This is a genomic window from Chitinophaga terrae (ex Kim and Jung 2007), assembly GCF_900107795.1.
Lineage (GTDB): Bacteria > Bacteroidota > Bacteroidia > Chitinophagales > Chitinophagaceae > Chitinophaga > Chitinophaga terrae.
Genome location: NZ_FNRL01000008.1, coordinates 243269 through 261214, shown reverse-complemented (window position 1 = coordinate 261214; position 17946 = coordinate 243269). Strand labels below are relative to the sequence as shown.

The 17946-nt window shown below is 46.3% G+C and carries 14 protein-coding genes and 1 pseudogene; 3 read left to right on the top strand and 12 right to left on the bottom strand.

All coding sequences use genetic code 11. The features are described 5' to 3' along the window. Positions 1-7: 7 nt before the first annotated feature. A pseudogene (locus BLV62_RS11295) lies at positions 8-268 on the bottom strand (transposase); the annotation flags it as partial. A gap of 602 nt (positions 269-870) precedes the next feature. On the opposite strand from BLV62_RS11295, the gene BLV62_RS11285 reads away from it, so the two are divergent. Continuing rightward, complete coding sequence (locus BLV62_RS11285; protein WP_089761649.1) at positions 871-1545, top strand: hypothetical protein; 675 nt, start codon at positions 871-873, stop codon at positions 1543-1545. A gap of 215 nt (positions 1546-1760) precedes the next feature. On the opposite strand, the gene BLV62_RS11280 is transcribed toward BLV62_RS11285, so the two are convergent. After that, positions 1761-2729, bottom strand: coding sequence for an aldo/keto reductase (locus tag BLV62_RS11280; protein ID WP_089761647.1), 969 nt, complete (start codon positions 2727-2729; stop codon positions 1761-1763). Between the two features lie 89 nt (positions 2730-2818). Between BLV62_RS11280 and BLV62_RS11275 the strand changes: the two genes are divergently transcribed. Continuing rightward, positions 2819-3184: a winged helix-turn-helix transcriptional regulator gene (locus BLV62_RS11275; RefSeq protein WP_089761645.1), complete on the top strand. Its 366-nt coding sequence runs from the start codon at positions 2819-2821 to the stop codon at positions 3182-3184. Between the two features lie 122 nt (positions 3185-3306). Here BLV62_RS11275 and BLV62_RS11270 read toward each other — a convergent pair whose 3' ends face one another. The 5 genes from BLV62_RS11270 to BLV62_RS11250 form a co-directional block, all read right to left on the bottom strand. After that, complete coding sequence (locus tag BLV62_RS11270) at positions 3307-3897, bottom strand: TetR/AcrR family transcriptional regulator (protein WP_089761643.1); 591 nt, start codon at positions 3895-3897, stop codon at positions 3307-3309. 5 nt (positions 3898-3902) lie between these two features. Then, a complete protein-coding gene (locus BLV62_RS11265) occupies positions 3903-5492 on the bottom strand; it encodes an ABC-F family ATP-binding cassette domain-containing protein (protein WP_089761641.1) in 1590 nt (529 codons plus the stop codon). Between the two features lie 169 nt (positions 5493-5661). Continuing rightward, complete coding sequence (locus BLV62_RS11260; RefSeq protein ID WP_089761639.1) at positions 5662-6684, bottom strand: terpene synthase family protein; 1023 nt, start codon at positions 6682-6684, stop codon at positions 5662-5664. 195 nt (positions 6685-6879) lie between these two features. Continuing rightward, positions 6880-7515 (bottom strand): response regulator, encoded by a 636-nt coding sequence (locus BLV62_RS11255; protein WP_089761637.1) that lies wholly within the window; start codon positions 7513-7515, stop codon positions 6880-6882. Continuing rightward, positions 7496-9439 carry a sensor histidine kinase gene (locus tag BLV62_RS11250; protein WP_089761635.1) on the bottom strand — a complete coding sequence of 648 codons (1944 nt, stop codon included), beginning with the start codon at positions 9437-9439 and terminating at the stop codon, positions 7496-7498. Before BLV62_RS11250 ends, BLV62_RS11255 begins: the two co-directional genes overlap by 20 nt. Before the next feature lie 166 nt (positions 9440-9605). On the opposite strand from BLV62_RS11250, the gene BLV62_RS11245 reads away from it, so the two are divergent. Further along, a complete protein-coding gene (locus tag BLV62_RS11245) occupies positions 9606-9998 on the top strand; it encodes a hypothetical protein (protein WP_139170114.1) in 393 nt (130 codons plus the stop codon). A 44-nt stretch (positions 9999-10042) separates the two neighbouring features. On the opposite strand, the gene BLV62_RS11240 is transcribed toward BLV62_RS11245, so the two are convergent. The 5 genes from BLV62_RS11240 to BLV62_RS11220 all read right to left on the bottom strand — a co-directional run bounded on the left by BLV62_RS11240 (position 10043) and on the right by BLV62_RS11220 (position 17927). Further along, a complete protein-coding gene (locus tag BLV62_RS11240; protein WP_089761631.1) occupies positions 10043-10642 on the bottom strand; it encodes a hypothetical protein in 600 nt (199 codons plus the stop codon). A 99-nt stretch (positions 10643-10741) separates the two neighbouring features. Beyond that, on the bottom strand, positions 10742-11353 hold the full coding sequence (locus tag BLV62_RS11235) for a DUF4304 domain-containing protein (protein WP_168927806.1): 612 nt from the start codon (positions 11351-11353) through the stop codon (positions 10742-10744). 363 nt (positions 11354-11716) lie between these two features. Next, the gene (locus BLV62_RS11230; protein WP_089761628.1) at positions 11717-12877 is read right to left on the bottom strand and encodes a TlpA disulfide reductase family protein; all 1161 of its coding nucleotides are present in this window, start codon (positions 12875-12877) and stop codon (positions 11717-11719) included. A 21-nt stretch (positions 12878-12898) separates the two neighbouring features. Further along, on the bottom strand, positions 12899-14356 hold the full coding sequence (locus tag BLV62_RS11225) for a RagB/SusD family nutrient uptake outer membrane protein (protein ID WP_089761626.1): 1458 nt from the start codon (positions 14354-14356) through the stop codon (positions 12899-12901). A 10-nt stretch (positions 14357-14366) separates the two neighbouring features. Further along, positions 14367-17927, bottom strand: a complete 3561-nt coding sequence (locus BLV62_RS11220; protein ID WP_168927805.1) for a SusC/RagA family TonB-linked outer membrane protein — start codon at positions 17925-17927, stop codon at positions 14367-14369. Between the last annotated feature and the right edge of the window lie 19 nt (positions 17928-17946).

Genomic DNA, 17946 nt, shown 5'->3' with positions numbered 1-17946 from the left:
TTCAAAGCTTTTTTGCAATGACCTCCTTTGCGGCCTCCAAATCAAGGGCAAGATCAGCGTACATCCGCTTAAGCTTGCGGTTCTCTTCCTCCAGTTCCTTTACGCGTTTCAGCTCGCTGCCCTCAAGGCCACCGTATCGCTGCCGCCATTTGTAAAATGAGGCCGGACTAACTCCGTGTTCGCGCGTAATCTCCTGAACACTTTTACCCGCCTCGAATTCCTTAAGAATCTTACTGATCTGCTCCGGGTTGAATCGTTTACCTTTCATAATACACTGTTAAAGTTATCAATCATTTTTCTATTCTCTAACAGTCTTTTTTTAAGGGAAGCTTACAACGCCGCTGCTGAATCTTTCAATGCCAAGATAAAGTCCTTCAGAAATGCACTCAGAGGAGTACGGGACGTTGAATTTTTTCTCTACAGGTTAACCAAACTATATGCTTAATTTTTACCTAATCCCCCAATTATTCAACTTGATCCTTTTACTCTTCTTGGTTCATAGATGGAACACAGCCCGACAAACAAAAATCAAACTTTTATAACCATCACCGTAACACAGATACTCCAAATTATTCTACTTTTCAAAATATTTCGGTATAATTGAATCGCGAAAGAATGTGCTGTGATACATTCAGGTCAATGTGTAACCTCGTCAAGAATTATCAGTTGTGTTAATCTAAATCTTATGAATTCCCCTAGTAGAAATCTGTCCCTGTTTTTGTCAGTTTTGAGCATTTTTAATTTCGGATGCAAAAATCTCATAACACGTCTCTGTTAACGTCTGGGACTCATAGGTTTCATTGATTGAAGTCCTGGAAGCATTCTGAAATCTGTTCTTGAATACTGTTATCATTAAAGTAATACAAAGCTATGTTTTCGTTTGATCCGCAGCAACTTGACCTATGGTCATTATACAGCAAAATAGCCTATTATTATCCGGTTGGATTGTCAGTTCAAGATACCTTGTATAACAGCTACCCTGGCTTTGTGGAAGGTAAGGAGATCATAATGAAAAATTTTGGAGATGCAGATGCATTCCGTGAATGGGAGGAAATTGGAAAAATGCTTGCCAATAAATTAAACCTGCAATATGAGGGCACAACCTATGGGCAAGTACCGGGATATAGTTTTAGCCTTGATTTGAATCCACCAATCATACATGGCAGTTATGAGATACTAAAGAAGCTACATATCTCCATAAGTGTGCTAGGTGAATATTTTACAATCTGGGGTGCAGATGGAACTGTCTTTAGAGATGGAATAAAACAATACCACTCTATTAATATCATTACTGTTTCTCCTTACAATGAGTTCCAACATGCCTTTAAAGTATCATATGACTACATTCAACAACGGTTTCCAGGATATCGGTTTGTACCCCACGCAATATACAACATGCAGATACCAGGTCTTTCTATCGATCGTAGCGAAGATCCTGAGTACCGGCCGGGATTGATCTATAATGCAATCTTCAATTCATTGCTTACTGGCAACGAACCGGCAAGGGGTGATAGAGCATATAAAATCGAACAATGGAATAAATAACCATCGCCGTTGGACAAGTACATCCCGAACGAATTTTCGGGGATACCAATATGTTCAAAAAGTTGCCCTATTGCTATACATCGTTACCGCCGGGCAATGGCGTTCTCATAGGTGTTGCCAACTGATTCGCTACTCCTTGATATTAATCGCATGTGTATTCCCCCGAAAAATCGCAGGTTCCCTTAGGCATATTAGAAGAGTATAGTCTTGGATATTTAATACGACTTCTGAACAGTTTTCAGCAGATCATGCGGGTATCCCAAATCAATCGAACTAACCTTGTCCAAACGTGTTACGTGGTCCGGGTCTAACTTTACTTCAAGTGCCCGAAGACCGTCCTGTATGTGGCGAAGCGTACGCGCTCCAATTATTGCAAATGCATCTTTTGTTAATATCCATGCCAATGCAACTTGTCCGGGAGTCGCCTCAACTTCTGATGCGATGGCTTCTAATTCGTCGAGGATAGTGGAGGTCACAGCATTTTCCCGGTAGGTTCCCGATGTAGAGATGGTAAGTCTTCCCGCCTCTCCCTTCCGGTATTTACCAGTAAGCAATCCACCGGCTAAAGGGGAATAGAACATTTTGCCTAAGCCAAAATAGTTCGCCATTCCGATCAGCTCACGGTCAGCTGTCCGCTGTACCAGGTTGTACTCCATTTGCAGCGCGTTCAGCCGGATGCCGCTGGCGACAGCCGCAGCCTTCCATGCAGGAAAATTGGCAAGGCCAGTGTACAAAACTTTGCCGGATTTTGTCAAATCCTCAAGTCCGCGGGCTATTTCTTCAATGGGTGTCAGACCATCATCAAAGTGCGGCATGTAAAGATCGATATAATCTGTTTTCAAGCGCTTTAAACTGCCTTCCACTGCCTGCCGCATGGCTTTCCGGTGATTGCCCATATTACCCTGAGCTGCAACCTTTTCACTGCTGAGCGTGTATTTTGTACAGATAATGAAATCCTGGCGATTTGATTCTATAAAACGTCCAACAATTTCTTCTGCTTCACCGAACTGATATTGGTCAGCTATGTCGATGAAGTTGCCGCCTGCATCGGCATAAGCGCCCAAAATACCGGGAATATCTTCGGCAACTGCTCCATATCCCCTGCGTTGCCCCAGGCTTGCCGCTCCCAGGATAACTTCACTGGCCGGCAGACCAGTCTGTGTTCCGAATAATTTATATTTCATTCAGCAAAATTCTTCCAGCAACCCGTCAAAGTCAAGTACGGCTAAATTCAGCCGTATCAAAAAATACCAGAATAAGCGATATTTACAGTATGTACCAAAAGAAATTACCTGTTGAACTGGAATGCGGACTGCATCTTTTCATGGAAGTGATGAACGGCAAATGGAAGATCAGCCTTATATGGTGTATCTATAACGGGATTAACCGGCCAGGCGAATTGCAGCGCCGTATCCCCAAAGCTTCCCGGCGCCTGCTCGATACGCAGCTTAGCCAGCTCGTAAGCCACGGCATTATTGCCAAAACCGTTTTTGACCAAAAGCCCCCGAAGGTGACATATGAACTTACGCCATTAGGCCAAACACTGATACCTGTTATCGAATCGACAGCCCGTTGGGGAGAAATGCACAGGAATGAGCTGGAGCAGCTTATTCAAACTCCTGATCCTCTCTTGCGGTAGCTATCCAGGCGTTAAGCATGTGAATAAATTAGTTCTGTCGTGAACAAAAAGGACGGAATAGTTCCCGATCTAAATTATCTTTTAGCATACCTCTCTTCGAACGTTAATAGCAGAAATTCCTTTCATTTCCTGAACAACATTTTCATAATAATCCCCTCCCGTTCTTCTATCAACGCATTAAACTCCTTACCCGAGACCTGGAACAACTTCTTATACAGCGGGGCCATAATAAGCGGATAAGACAACAAGGAGAATAAATTCATCAGGAAATGAACAGGATCCATCTTCCCTATATTCCCCTTCTCCATTTCCGCAGCAGCTTCTTTTAAATACGACTTTACAGGGTCCGACTTTATATTGGTGATCAGTTTTTTACCCAGGGTGTTCATCTCCGTTACCAGGAAAGTTTCCTGGTAAGGAAAGACAACCATATGCCGGAGAAACACGGTGATAATATGTTTAGTCTTTGCCTTAAATGGCTGATCCGCCGTCATGCACTCATTGAGGCGTTGGCTCAACTCCTGCATGGCTTCATCAAATATGGCAGCAATCAGCTGATCCCTGGAACGGAAATAATAATGCAGACCCGTCCTGTTAACGCCGGCGGCATCTGCGATGTCCTGGGTCGTAGCATGGAGCTTGCCCTCTGCAAACAACAGCCTTTTGGCCGTATCTTTAATAAGTTGTTCCGTACCTGTATTTTTTAATGGCATATTATTTAGGTTAAACTTATTCTCCTATTGATCCCAATTTCGTTGATAAAATAGTCGTCGTGCGAAATGACGATAAGTGTACCCCCGAAATTTTTCACCGTTAAAGTAAGTACTTCCAGGCTTTTAATGTCAAGATTATTTGTCGGTTCATCGAGGATCAGCACATCCGGCGCCTGGTTGCCTGCCGACAAACAACTCAGGGTTAGTTTCATCCTTTCTCCTCCACTTAACCCGGCGCATCTCTTATCAAAATCTGCCGGCGAAAACTGGGAATAAATTAATAACTCCTTTAGTTCATCCTCCTCCAATCCACACTTATTGTATTCACTGATCTGCTCAAACACCGTTAGTTTCGGATCGATCATGGAATAGTCCTGGTCCAGGTAAAAATGAGAAAAGGCAGTATGGTTATAGCTTCCTTCCGCAGGCTGCAGTTCCCCGGTAATGATTTTCAGCAAGGTGGTTTTCCCGCTGCCATTTTCACCCTGCACCTGTACCCGTTCGCCGGATCTAACCTGGAAGCTGAGATTATTCCACAAAAATTGGTCGCTGTATTTAAAATTGACATTCACCATATCGATCAATACCTTTCCGGGTGGCAACTCCGGCGACCTGATACCTATTTTGAGCACTTCGTATTCTTCGATCTGCGCTTTGATCTCTTCAATATTTTGCAGCAGGGAGGCGATCTTTTCTTCATGTGCATTCAGCATTCTTGCTGTACTGCGCTCCGCTTTGTTCTTTAAACCACCGGCAATGATACGGGGCAGGGAATTGCTCAACCCGGCGGAGCGACCTTTGGCCTCCTGCTGCTCCCTGTGGCTCGCCATATCGGCAGCTTTCCTTTCCGATGCTTTCAGGGCCTTCGACTGTTCGTTTAACCGGGCGCGTAACGCATTTACCTTCTCCATTTTTTTCTGTTGGTAGAAATCAAAGTTTCCGCCGAATACCTCCATCCCTTTTTCACTAAGTTCCAGGGTTTTGTTCATAAGGTTCAGCAAGGCCCTGTCGTGGCTTACGATCAGCATAGTGGCTTTGCTTTGAAGAATAAGGTTATAGAGCTTCATCCGGGTTTTAACGTCCAGGTGGTTGGAAGGCTCGTCGAGCAGCACCAATTTTGGACTGTTCAATTCCATGGCAGCCAGGAAAGCCTTTGTTTTCTGTCCCCCGCTCAGGCTTCCCATCGGGCGGTTTTCGTTTATATGGCCCAGGTCCCACTTCTGAAGCACCATTCTTACTTTATTCTCAATATCCCAATCTTCATCCAACTGCGTAAAATGGACAGGATCAGTATCTCCGCCGAGGATCGCATGCAATGCATCCAGTTTCCTGTCGACCCCCAGCACCCGGGCAACAGACCAGGTATCATACTCCCCCAGGTGTTGCGGCACATACCAGGGCTGTTCCGTATGGATTATTTTCCCGGATGTTGGCTCGAGTTGCCCAGAAACGATGCGTAACAGGGTGGATTTACCGGCTCCATTAATGCCTACCAGTGCAGCTTTTTCTCCATCGTTCAGGATGAAATTCAGGTCATGGAACAGTTCCTCATTATCCGGGTGAAGGTAATGCAGTGATTTTATGATCAAGCCCACAGGATTTAAATTTAGTCGTTCACACTTTATTCCGCAGGCAAAGATGCACAATTTTTTTTTTGTTAGACAAAATTGTTAAAATAAGAAAAAAACAGAGCGCCAGACAGGAAACTGCGACCTTCTTAAAAGAGGAAGGGGCTCCTCAATACTTTGAGCTGCCCCTTCCAATTTATTCCTGGTATCCCTGGTTTTTGTACTCTCCCTCCACATATCCTCCATTCACATAGCGGGATACATCATTGGTATGCCAGGCGTACACGCCGGCCAGCATCACGCCAAGGTCGTGCACATATTCATATACCGTATCCTGCATCTTCCCAAATGGTGGCAAATGCCTGTGCAGCAACTGGAATTCGTCCAGGAAACTGTCGTGCAGCTTCAGCGCTTCCATATAAGCTTCTGCCAGCGGGATCTTTCGCTCATGTTGCAATACCTTTACCAGGTTCATGGTATCCCCTTCCCGGTGCAGTTCCTTGGGGAGAGAAATGATATCGTTATGTATGCCTATCATCCATGCGCAAAGGTTGTGCAGGCGCAGGATATAGGGATGCTCCAGTATCTCATCCGGCAAATCCCGGTAATTCTTCTGCATGGCCACGTATTTGCAGAAAGGCAATCCGCCGCCTGTTTCCAGCCGGATGATAAGGTAAATGGGCAACGGGGGCGGCGTATTTGTTCTGTAATAGATCTTTTCTTCCGTGTAACCCACCAGCAAACTGTGAATGGCTGAAACATACTTCCTGTAGTGCCTTTCCGGCATGCCGCATTGAATGGCATCCTGCCGAAGCACCCAAAGCTGGTGATAGATGCCGTTATCAACAGGTTCTTCCCGCTCCTCACCCGTTAATAGGCCGGCGACGCGCTTTGTTATTGCATGCATCTCCTCGCGGGTGCAGCGGTCCCAGTAATCATCCATCATCGCGCCATTCGCTGCCAGGTTAGCCAGGGGCCGCAGTTCACCGATATCTTTAAGGAATGGGCAACCCCGTGCGGCAATATCCGTCAGGTGATGCTGCTTGTGCTTTTCCCGTGCAGCCTTGCTGTGAAAGGTATACTCCTTGTCTATCCATTCATAGTACTCCTCCCGCTGCTGCTGGAAATCGGGGTGTATAAAATCAGGAAATGGGTATGCAGGTTTAGGCAAATGTTGCAGCCCCGCATAAAACTGCTCATCTGATAGGGTTTTGGTCATGGTACAAACACTTATGGTTATTAATGAGGTTTTATACAACCAATCTATAACGTAGTTGATGAAATTCTATTGCAGTATCACCGTGAGACCGGTTCTCACTTCATCGCCTGCAATATATTCAATAAAAAATAATCGCGGGAATGGCGCCCGCAAGAGTGTTATGGAAAGGCATCAGGACCACCCGACAATTCCATCTCATCCCAATAATCCCTGGCTGCTCGCTGCGCTGATCAGCCCAGCCACATTATTCACCCTGAATTTCTGCAATAAATTCTTTCGATGATTTTCCACGGTAAACTTGCTCAGGAAAAGCATTTCCGCTATGCGACGGGTTGTAATGCCCGTTGCTATCAACTTCAGTATTTCCAGTTCCCTGGCGGTTAATACCGGCGCGTCCATAGCATCGGGCGCCGGGCGGGTCATAATTTCACGTATTGCATTGCTGAAAACGATCTGCCCTGCCAGCGCATCGTTGATGGCGGTTACCAATTCCGCTATCGACGCATTCTTCAGCAGGTAGCCGCTCGCCCCGTTCTCCAGCATTTTCATAACAGCGCTGCGTTGATCATGATTGCTTAATGCCAGTACTACTGTATCAGGGGATTTCGACTTGATAACTTTACAAACATCCATCCCGTTCCCATCCGGCAGGATGATGTCCAGCAACACTACCTGTATGCTGGTTTTATTGAAGAATTCCAGGAACTGGCCGACCGTGGTGAATGCGCCGGCAATCTCAAATACACCCTGTCCGGCAAGTACATTAACCAGTCCTTCCAGTACAATGGGATGATCGTCGAGTATCGCCAATCTATATTTGGGTTGAGACATAGACTTCTATATTTATGGAAGTACCTTTTTGATTTTTCCCGGTATGAATATCCATATTACCGTTCAGGTAAGCGACCCTGTTCCTGATATTAATGAAACCCATTCCCTCCTTATATTCCAGCATTGCCGGGTCAAAACCGGCGCCATCGTCTTCTACGGTGATAAAGAACTGGTTTCCCCGCTGGTTACACTGCACGAGGATCATTGTAGCACCCGCATGTTTGACGGCATTGGACAATAACTCCTGTATAATGCGATAAATCGTTACCTGCTCCGCCTGGGGAATGTCAGGCTGTATATCCATACATTGGCACCGGATGGCCATACCCCTGGAAGCAAAGGAATCGCACAGGTCTTTCAACGCAGCTTCCAGCCCCAGTCGCAGCAGCATTTCCGGCATCATATTATGTGCAATTCTCCTGAGCTCAGTAACGGAAACGTCTAATTGATTCACAATGCCTGACAGGGCGGTATTGTTATTTGCTATGGCACTGAGATTGATCTTCGTAGAAGCCAGCAATCCGCCAAGACTATCGTGCAGATCGCGGGCTACCCTCGTCCGCTCCTCTTCCTGCACCTGCAGCATGGCTTGCGAAACCCTTATCTGTTCCTGCTGAGCGGCTGTTTTCTTCCTGTTCCTGTAATAGAAGTAACCGAGGAGGAGGATGGTAAACAATAGCAGGACAAAAAGGCCCAGCGACCAGCTCAAGAGCCTGGTGCGCTTTAGTGCTGCGTTGGTCTTTTCGTTGGCTGCATTCAGGGATGCAATTTTCCGCTGATGTTCCGCATTCCTGAACTTTATTTCCAGTGCATTAATTTTCGCTTCGAGGTTGCTGTTAGCAAGACTGTCGCTCAACTGGCTGTACCTCTTCAGCCAGCGAAAGGCTTCAGGAATATTGTGCATGTCCTCATAGGTTGCTACCAGCCCGTAAAACAACAGCAAGCGGTTGGCGGCGTTGTTGATGAAGGGTTGCCTGTGTGTAAGATCCAGGGCTACATCACGCGCCTGTACCAGTTTTTTATTATTGTATAACGAATAGAATTTTTGCAGCAGCAGCCGTTGTTCGGGATAAGGTTGCTGTAATTGCTGTGCAAGCGCGATTCCTTTTTCGGCGGCCTGCAGCGATTCTTCAAATTTCTCGGCCACTGTCAGGCGCATACTTTCTCCCGCATAATAATCGAGCCAGGCTTGAGAATTCGGATACGGAACCAGCAATTGTCGCATACTATCCATATACAACGCGGCTTCCGGCTGATGCCCGGAAAGCGAGTTATTTTCCGATAACGTATGGTAAGCAGAAGCCAGGTAACTAACGGCGCCTTCCTGGCCACGAAGCGTTTCAATAGCCAGCCTGAGGTAGGATTCCGCTTTTGCAAACTCTTTCAGGTTTTTAAAGCCATACGAGAGGTCCAGGTAATTTTTTCCAAGATATAGTTGGTCGCCCGATCTCCGGGCCAGGGGGATAGACTGCTCCAACAGCAGGTTGACATAAGTTTCCGGGTCATCTTTTTCAAAATGAAATACGCGGGCATAGTCGTGCCAGCAGATGGAGCGAAGCAGCAGGGCATCTTTATCATTGAACTTTCTCAGTGTTTTTTCAGCCTTCATAAACATGGCGGCTGCGGAATCCGGCATGGAAGCGGCCAGTTGTCTTGCCTGGTAAACCAGTGCCGCGGCCTGCAGGTACTGGTTTTTACCTGAAAGACGTACGCCCTGCTCCAGGTACTTTTTTGCCAATAAGGAATCCTGAGCAATCCATTCCTCCGACAAAAAGAAGTTTATACGGGCCCTGGTACTGTCGTCCAGCTGCTTTTCCAGCATCCGGGCGAGACTGTCTTTATTATATTTCCCCGGAGGCTCCTGCGCCCTTGTTAATAAGCCGGATAACAAAATGATAAGGAGGGGTGTAAGGAATAACTTCATACAACGATGCAATTTGCAAAATGGGTTGATAACAATCAAGGCGCCTTTACAGAATGACTGAAAACAGCTATATAAAAATAGCTAATTGGCGGCATTGCCCAAAAAGAGAACCCCGGGTAATTTTGTATCGTTATCAGAATCTGAAACAAGACTAAAATAAAATGATATGTTGAAGTATTTGTCCATTGCCTGTCTCCTCGCAATTTCTGCCCTTACAATGACGTCCTGTAAGAAAGACAAGAACGATGACCCCAGCCCAGGGGTTACGCACAAAGTGCAATTTAAAGCAGAGACCTCGCAGGATGCCCGTATTTACAATGCCACCTATGGTGTGGATGCCGATGTGCACATAGACCAGGATCTCAACGGTACCAGCTGGACCAGTCCTGAGCTTACCGCACCCGCAGGCGCTTACAATGCTAATATTGTGCTGAATGCGATCGGTACCACCGATAACAGTACTTTAAAAGTAACGGTGTATATAGACGGTGAACCCAAGAAATCCCAATCTGCCGGTCCCGGGAAGGGGTTAACGGTGAATCTAGGTTATAAGTTTTAAGCTTTTGGGGAATAGGGGGCGCGGATAGGCGCCCTCTTTTTGAACTATCCAATTTCTTTTATTTCGTAAGGATCATGGGTAATTTCATAATACCTGCCTTCATCGTCCATTCCTATAAAATCGCCGTCCTCCAGGTCCTGAAGATGATAATAGATTTTCCCATCAAGTTCCACCTCGTACACATCTCCAGGGGGAACTGATTTAAGATAAGCAGGTTTCAATAAGGTCTTAATTTTGTCGTATAAGGGGTTACTATCATATTGCACTTTTAGGCCGCTCATATCAATTTTGCCTACATCTAAGGATATCTTTTTATTGCCAGGTGTTGCATAACCCATGACCAATCCATGAGCTACACTGATATCAAAATCGATGTACGTTTTTGATAATTCGTCATAGACTTTCAGGCCCGTAATCTCAAATCCATTATCGTGTCTTCTTTCATATTTCCCCGACAGATTGGGGTCGTATACAAAACCAACATAATTTGGGACCACTGTTGATTTAAACGACACTCTTCTAAGCAATCCTGCTTCCACCTGCTCTTTCAAATAATGAAACCCCGGCGGCATGGCAGCGAAAACGTTCACTAATAGCTGCCGTTCCCAAGGTAGTACCTTTGATCGTCTGAATAGGTTAAACATAAATTCGGATCTAATTGATTAATTCAAATAAATCGGCTGATCATCTTTTCATCCAATTTCAGATCGTTGCCCCCTAAAAACAGGGCAATCCACCGGCTATTAAGCCTTTGCCAATAAATCCAGCTCCTTCAAATGTTCTATCGCCGCAATTTCAATCGATGTTCCTTTGGAATAACTTTTCAATTCCTCGATTACCCTGGCTAACCTCTCATCCTGGTAAAATTTGAGTAATATAGTTAAGTAGACATATCGTTGGAACTCAGTAATGCCCTCTCGTCGCCCCTGTATCCACTCTTCAATAAGATCTTTATCTGAAATATTTCTGAGTATTTCAGGAATTACCAAAGACTGTAAATTCGTAATGATATCTTCCGCCATTCGACCTACCGGGGTTACACCATCAATCTCCCACCAAAAATCCTTTTTTACCGGCATTAAAAAGCCAATCCGCATCTTCCAATGACAATCCGTTATCGAAGGTTTGCCGGAAATAATGAAACCATTAATACCAGCCCTTAATAAAAAGCCAGATGCAACTCCAATATTGATAGTAAATTTAACCTGGTGCTTTGTACTGCTTATGCTTTTTTGAAAATTTATCAATCCAAAATTTCCCTCCTTCTGAATATAGCAGGTATTTCCTTTTTTGCTAAATCCCTGTGCTTTAAGGAAAGCGCCAACTTCCGCAAGTAATAACCTGTATTGCTCCATAGCTGTTAATTTTCGGTTCCTTGATGTAGTTTCATCGAATAATATCTCGCTCCCTTCCATACTAATAACAGCGACTGAAAAATACACGGAGATTGATATTTACTTAAGGCCATAGAATTGATTTTTTGGGAACAGATTTTTAGATATTTTAAAACGCAGGCTAACAGTGATCTTTTGTATTCTCAACTATTCTTTCTGGAAATTAGTCTTTTTTAGCGACACCCAGTAGATAAGTTTTTACATGCAAAGTTGAATGAATGGCATGTAATACGATGCTGGATCTCATATAGCCGCGTCACATAAAAAAGCCGGTTGCAGTCCCCTCGACCCGCAACCGGCTTGACTCGTCAGTTATTTCACCCACTACTTCCCAAACACCTCCTTCAATTTTTTATCCAGTTCCTCACTACTCCCAATCCAACGCCCAATGATACGCCCTTCCTTATCCAGCAATATCTTGGTTGGAAACGCCGCAATTCCATATGCATTCACTGCATCAAATTCCGCAATGCCTTCGTTATTCAATACGTTCACCCAATTGATACCATCCTGCTCAATCGCTTCCAGCCAGCCTTTGCGGTTCTTTTCCAGGTCGTTGCCATTCTCGGAGGCAATGCCTACTATTTCCAGCCCCTCGGGTTTATATTTGCTGTATAACTCCTTCAAATGAGGGTGCGAAGCCCGGCAGGAATGACACCAGGTGCCCCAGAAATCCAGCAATACATAACGGCCTTTTAATGTGGCCAGGCTTACTTCATTCCCGTTTGCATCCTTTTTACGGAGATCAATGGCCGGTTTACCAATTGCTGTAGCCTCCACGCTTGCAAGTTTATCGCCTATTACCCGGCCATAGAAAGACTTCCTGGCATTGGGACCTAAGTTGTTATAAGCTGTTTTCAGGGTATCGTCCTGTAAAAAGATATAGTTGCGGTACAGGTAATACACGCTCAGGATGGAGTTGGGATATGCAGCAGTAAAAGATTGCTGCATTGCACGTTCTTCTTCCGAACGGGCGGCGTATATCTTATTTACAACCTTGCGGAAGCCAGCGGCTGCACCAGGTTCATACGCCGCCGCCGCTTTACGGATGGCTGTCCAGTTTTCCTCTTTTATTTTGTTTTCCCGGTCCCGGATGGTTTCCCATTCTTTATTCCCTTTGCCTCCTTTTACACTGGCGGAGTAGAACTTATCTGCATCTCCGCTGATCGTAATCTCATCGTTCGACAACACAAAGCCCAACATGGGCGCGGGTATCAACTCCCCCGCCACCGTGAGATCCAGTGCGGGGTTTCCTTTAAGACTTAAAAACGCTATCACAGGCTCATCTACCTTGCCCTTCATCACCATATATCCTTTTTCAAGCGAATAGGTACTATCTACCTTTCTTTTATTGTTTTCAATATATACCAGCCAGGGTTTGTAATTTTTATTATCCCGGAGCTTTATCCTCAATGTAAACCCTTCGCGGGCAAATCCGCTGGCAGCGATCAGCAGGCAAAAGAGCAAAAGCAGGTTCTTCTTCATCGTATCTCGTTTTATTGATTTTTAAGGATTATTGGTCATTCCGGGATTGTTATCCATTACATAGATAGGGAACCGCATGGTGAGGCGTTCAGGACGTAGTTTATACGTACCCGTTATATTCCCTTTTATATCCACGATGGTATGGGTAGCGCCTATTGTACCGGCATACTCGGGATCTACAGACAGGCGGCGCATATCGAACCACCGGTTGCCGGTTATCGCCTGCTCGCGGATACGCTCTTCCAGGATGTATTTCACCAGCGATACTTTGCTGCCGGCTATGGCAGAAGGAACCGGGGCCTCGTCCTGCGGCACGCGGGTAAGCCTGAAATTCCTGATATCTTCCGCCGCTTCATTGATCTTTCCCAGGCGGGCTTTACACTCTGCGGCCAGCAGGTATACATCCGGCACCGTTACCCCCAGGTTGGCGTACGACTGGCCCCAGGCTCGCAACATGCCATTAGGGTATGTTTCGGAGGTCAGCCAGGTTTGAGGGCTATAGAACTTCAGTCTTTCGTCGCCAGGCGTAAATAATGCAGCCGCTGATGCGCTTAGTATCACGCCATCCAAACCGGCGGCATACATCCGGGTGGCAGATTTCATATAGGCCACTTCCTTGTCCAGATCCACCATCAGCCGGCTGGGCCCATACATCGGATCAATAGGCAGGAAGGTACCGCCGGCGGCAAATTCTTTATGATAGTCGTACAACCCAACATCGATAGTAGCAGCAGGAAGCGCCGCAATAAACGCATTCAGCAAAGGAGCTGCCTCCTCCCATTTCTGCATGAACATATACACCTTTCCTAAAATCGCCTGCGCAGTAGGTTTAGATGCTCTTGCCCTGTTGGTAATGTTTTCAGGCAGCAGGGGAATAGCCTGGGTCAGGTCTGCAATGACCTGGTTGTATAACTGCTGAACAGTAGCCCGGGTAAAGGTTGTTTGCGTAACATCGGCATTCATGAACAAAGGCGAAGCCAGGTCGGTACCGGCGGTAGCAGCATTATACGGTTTGCCGTAAAGGTTCACGAGCATAAAATTCACCCATGCCCTGCCTGTAAGCGCCTCGGCGAGGATAGATCTTTTCTGTGCCTCTGTTCCGCCGGTAGACGACATCACTTCTTTAATCACTTTGTTATAGATGTAGATCTGCTTTACCATGATGGTAATTTCAGAATCGGTGTTGCTGGGCAGGAAAATATCATCCGCCCATTTAAACGCTTCCTGGTCAGCTAATGTAGAAGCCCCAAAGCCTAATGTGAGGAAATTAGGCGATCCTGTTACTTCATCTCCCATTACCATAGGAGAAAAGGTCATGAACTGGTGTAAAGAAGACTGGTTCAGGATCAGGTCATAATCGCCGGTCTTTTGTGCGATCAGCTTTCCTTTTGGCGTTACTTCCAGGAAATCTTTTTTACAACCGGCCAGGCTTAATATGGAGAGTGAGAATACTGTTATGTTTTTTGCAATCTTTTTCATGCGGATCTTTTTAGAGCGTTAAATGAGCGCCAATGGTGATGGCTTTTTGGTTGAATGGCATCACGCTGGCAGCACCTGTTGCCGTACTGTTGGAAAACTCGGGGTCCAGGCCATACCGGTTGGCTTTCCATAACATTACATTGGAAAGCTGGGCGCGGAAAGAAAGACCTTCGGCATGTATCTTACGCAGTACAACAGGCGGCAACTGGTAAGAAAGGGTGATATCCCTTATCTTGATGTACGACGCATCTACTATGTTGATATCTGACTTTGTGTAATAACCGGTATACCTGCGTGTGCTGCTGGTAGAAGCATTGGAAACAAAAGCGGGAATGTTGGTAATTTTCTCATCGCCCGGTTGCTTCCAGCGGTTGGCAAATTCTTCGTGAATATTTCCTACTTTAAAGTTCAGGTAAGAAACATTTACTGTTCCTGAATACAAGGTGTTCACACTTCTGTACATCACATTCCCCATGTTAAAAATGGTGTTCACAGACAATCCAAATCCTTTGTAAGTGAACATATTGGCAAATCCGCCGCTCCAAACCGGCTGGTACACGCCTTTAAAAACAATATCTTCCGGCTTGGTCACATTCTGCGCTTTGGATATCTTCCCATCCGCCAGCTGGATCTGCGGATCGCCCATCGCATCCAGGCCGGCATATTTATAGGTAAATACAGCAAACGCCGGGTAACCTGCCACATAGTTTTTACTGATCAACTGGTCTCCCCGCGTCACCGGCGAAGCCAGCAGGCCCAGGTTGGTGATCTTGTTCCTGTTATAAGAAAGATTCAGATTAGTGGTCCAGGTAAACTTGCTCGTTTGTATGTTAACAGAATTCAATGCTATATCCATTCCTTTGTTGGTGAGCGATCCAACATTTCCGTAGATGTAATTAGCTCCCGCCAGGGGATTCACCGGCAGGTTGCCTAACAGGTTGTCTGTATTTTTCTTATACAGGTCTATCGACCCGCTCAGCCTTCCCTGCAGTACGCCGAAGTCCAGTCCCAGGTTATACGTTTTAGTGCTTTCCCAGGTAAGATCCGGGTTGCTGAGCGTAGCTATCGCCAACGCCTGGCCACCGGGTACATATCTTACGATCGATGGATTGAATATGTCGTAAGACGAGGCTGATCCCGGCCTTGGCGACATGCCCGTCAGGCCGTAAGTAGCCCTGATGCTCAGCGCATCAATCCAGGTCCATTGCTGGATGAACGACTCGTTAGCCATATTCCATTTAACGCCTACACTCCATACGGGCTTGCGCTGGGCCGATTTATTAAGACCAAACAGGTTGCTCTGGTCGTTACGCCAGCTTGCGTTGAGATTATACTTGCGGTTAAACATGTAAGCTACATTAGCGTAGTAAGAAGTAAAGCGCGATAAGGGAACCGACTCTGATTCTCCGAAGTAAGCGCCATCTTCCCCATTACCGGCAGAGAGTTTAGAAGTAACCTTGTCTATCTGGTTAGGAAGAATAGGATACAATACGCCGGTAGTGGTCAGTGTTTTATAATCCAGCAACGGGAAGGTCTGCATATCCAGATCATAGCCGTAAACAGTGCTCCTGTTCATAATTGTTCTTTGCTGCTGCGCTTCGGCGCCGGCCAGCGCTGTTAATTGATGCCTGCCACCCTGCCAGTTCTTATCATAATACAATTGGTTCCTCACCACCCAGTTATCGAGAGATGAATGATAAACCGTGTACTTCCCTCCTTTCGTAGGCATGTTGTATGTAACGCTGCCATTGCTTCCTGCCACTGCGTAGTTCAGGATATTATAACGCTGCTGGTAGCTGGTGGCATCATCGTATAACTGCCGCCTGCCCGACTCTTTAAAATACCCGTACACTCCTTCAAAACGCAGTCCCTTGTACAACTGAACGGTAAGGCCTGTGCTAAACCGCCCGCTGAATGTATTGCTTTTTGTAAAGCCGGTACCTGCATTATCGATAGGATTATAGTTCATATCAATTTTGCCTGCCTTCTCGATATCAGGCCGCTGCCTTTCGCTCAGGTACCCCATGAACGGCATGTTAACAGAATGCCCGTCGGCGTCTCTGAAAAGCTGGTAAGGAATAAACCTGTTGTCGGCGGTTACAGACCGGTTATCTGAAGTATTGTTGTTCGTGAGATCCGCGCTTACATAAACTTTCAGCCACCTGGCGAAATTAAAATCCTGGCGGGTGTTCAGCTTAAAGGTCCTGTCGCTGCTCCCCGGCACATATGACCGGCTGTCCGTATAGGCGAAAGAGTTATAGAAAGTGTGTTTATCCGATCCGCCGCTTACAGCGATCGTATGATTCGTGAGCAGGGCGGGTCGATACAGGTCGCCGATGGAAGAGAGGTTGCTGATACGCGACAGGCTGTCGAGTTTGGCCTCGCCCTCCGCAGCTGTCAGTACGCCGCGATCCACATCGTACATGATCTGCCGGTCCGGCGACAGGCCATACACTGAGTTCAGCGGATCATAGGTAGTAGCGCGGGTATAAGGCATATATACCGGATCGAATGCTTCCTTCGCGGCCTGTATATACTGGCGGCTGTTCATCATTGGAAAGTAGTCGTATTGCGGCTTCCCCTGGAAGTTGATGAAACCATCATAAGCCACTCTCAGCTTACCGCTTTTTCCTTTTTTTGTAGTGATAACAATTACGCCGTTAGAAGCCCTGGCGCCCCAGATGGAAGCTGCAGTGGCGTCTTTAAGCACTGTAATATCCTCTACGTCCTGGGGGTTAATAGTAGTGATCCTGCTTACATCCATCGCGATGCCATCTACTACCACCAGTGGGTTCTTGTCTGAATTGATGGTATTCAGTCCCCTGATCAGGAAAGGCGTTGCATCTGTAGTTGCGCTGGGTGAATTATTGATCACCAGTCCGGGTATCTGCCCGTCGAGCCGCTGCAGGATGTTCATACTGGTAGAACGTTCTGCCACTATTTTCATATCGGGTTTGGAATAAGACCCGGCGCTGCGTTCTTTGGAGATTGTCTGGTAACCGGTTGATACGGCAACATTCACTTCGTTGAGGGCAGTTACTTTTGTACGGAGGGTGATAGTAGCAAGATTGCTGTTGCCATTGAGTCTAAGTTCCAGGACTTCCACGTTCAGCCCTGAAAACAGGAGGATGCCGTCGGGCGCTACGCCATTAACAGCAAACCGGCCATCGTCGCCGGATACCGTTCCCCTGGCCTTTCCCTTCTCCTGTATGCTTACACCGGAAACAGGCCTGCCGTTCTCATCTTTCACGACGCCTGTTACATCGAGCAGCGTAGCGATAGTGGTATCTTTTACCACTACTGTTTTAGCTACTATGGCATAGGTAAGCGGTTGATGTTGAAAAACGATGCGCAGTACCTCCCGCAATGGCATATCTTTTACATCCAGTGTAACAGGCGATGCCTTGCTTATCATGGCATCATTATAAAAAAACTGGTACCCGCTCTGTCGCTTCAGTTCCGGCAGTATCTTCGCAAGTGATAATCTGCCGCTTAAGCTGATGGTTTGCGCAAATATGGCAGGTGCAAGCAATGTTAGTATTATCAGTAATACCATCGGTTTAATGCTCACATGCCACGGCTTTTGAAAT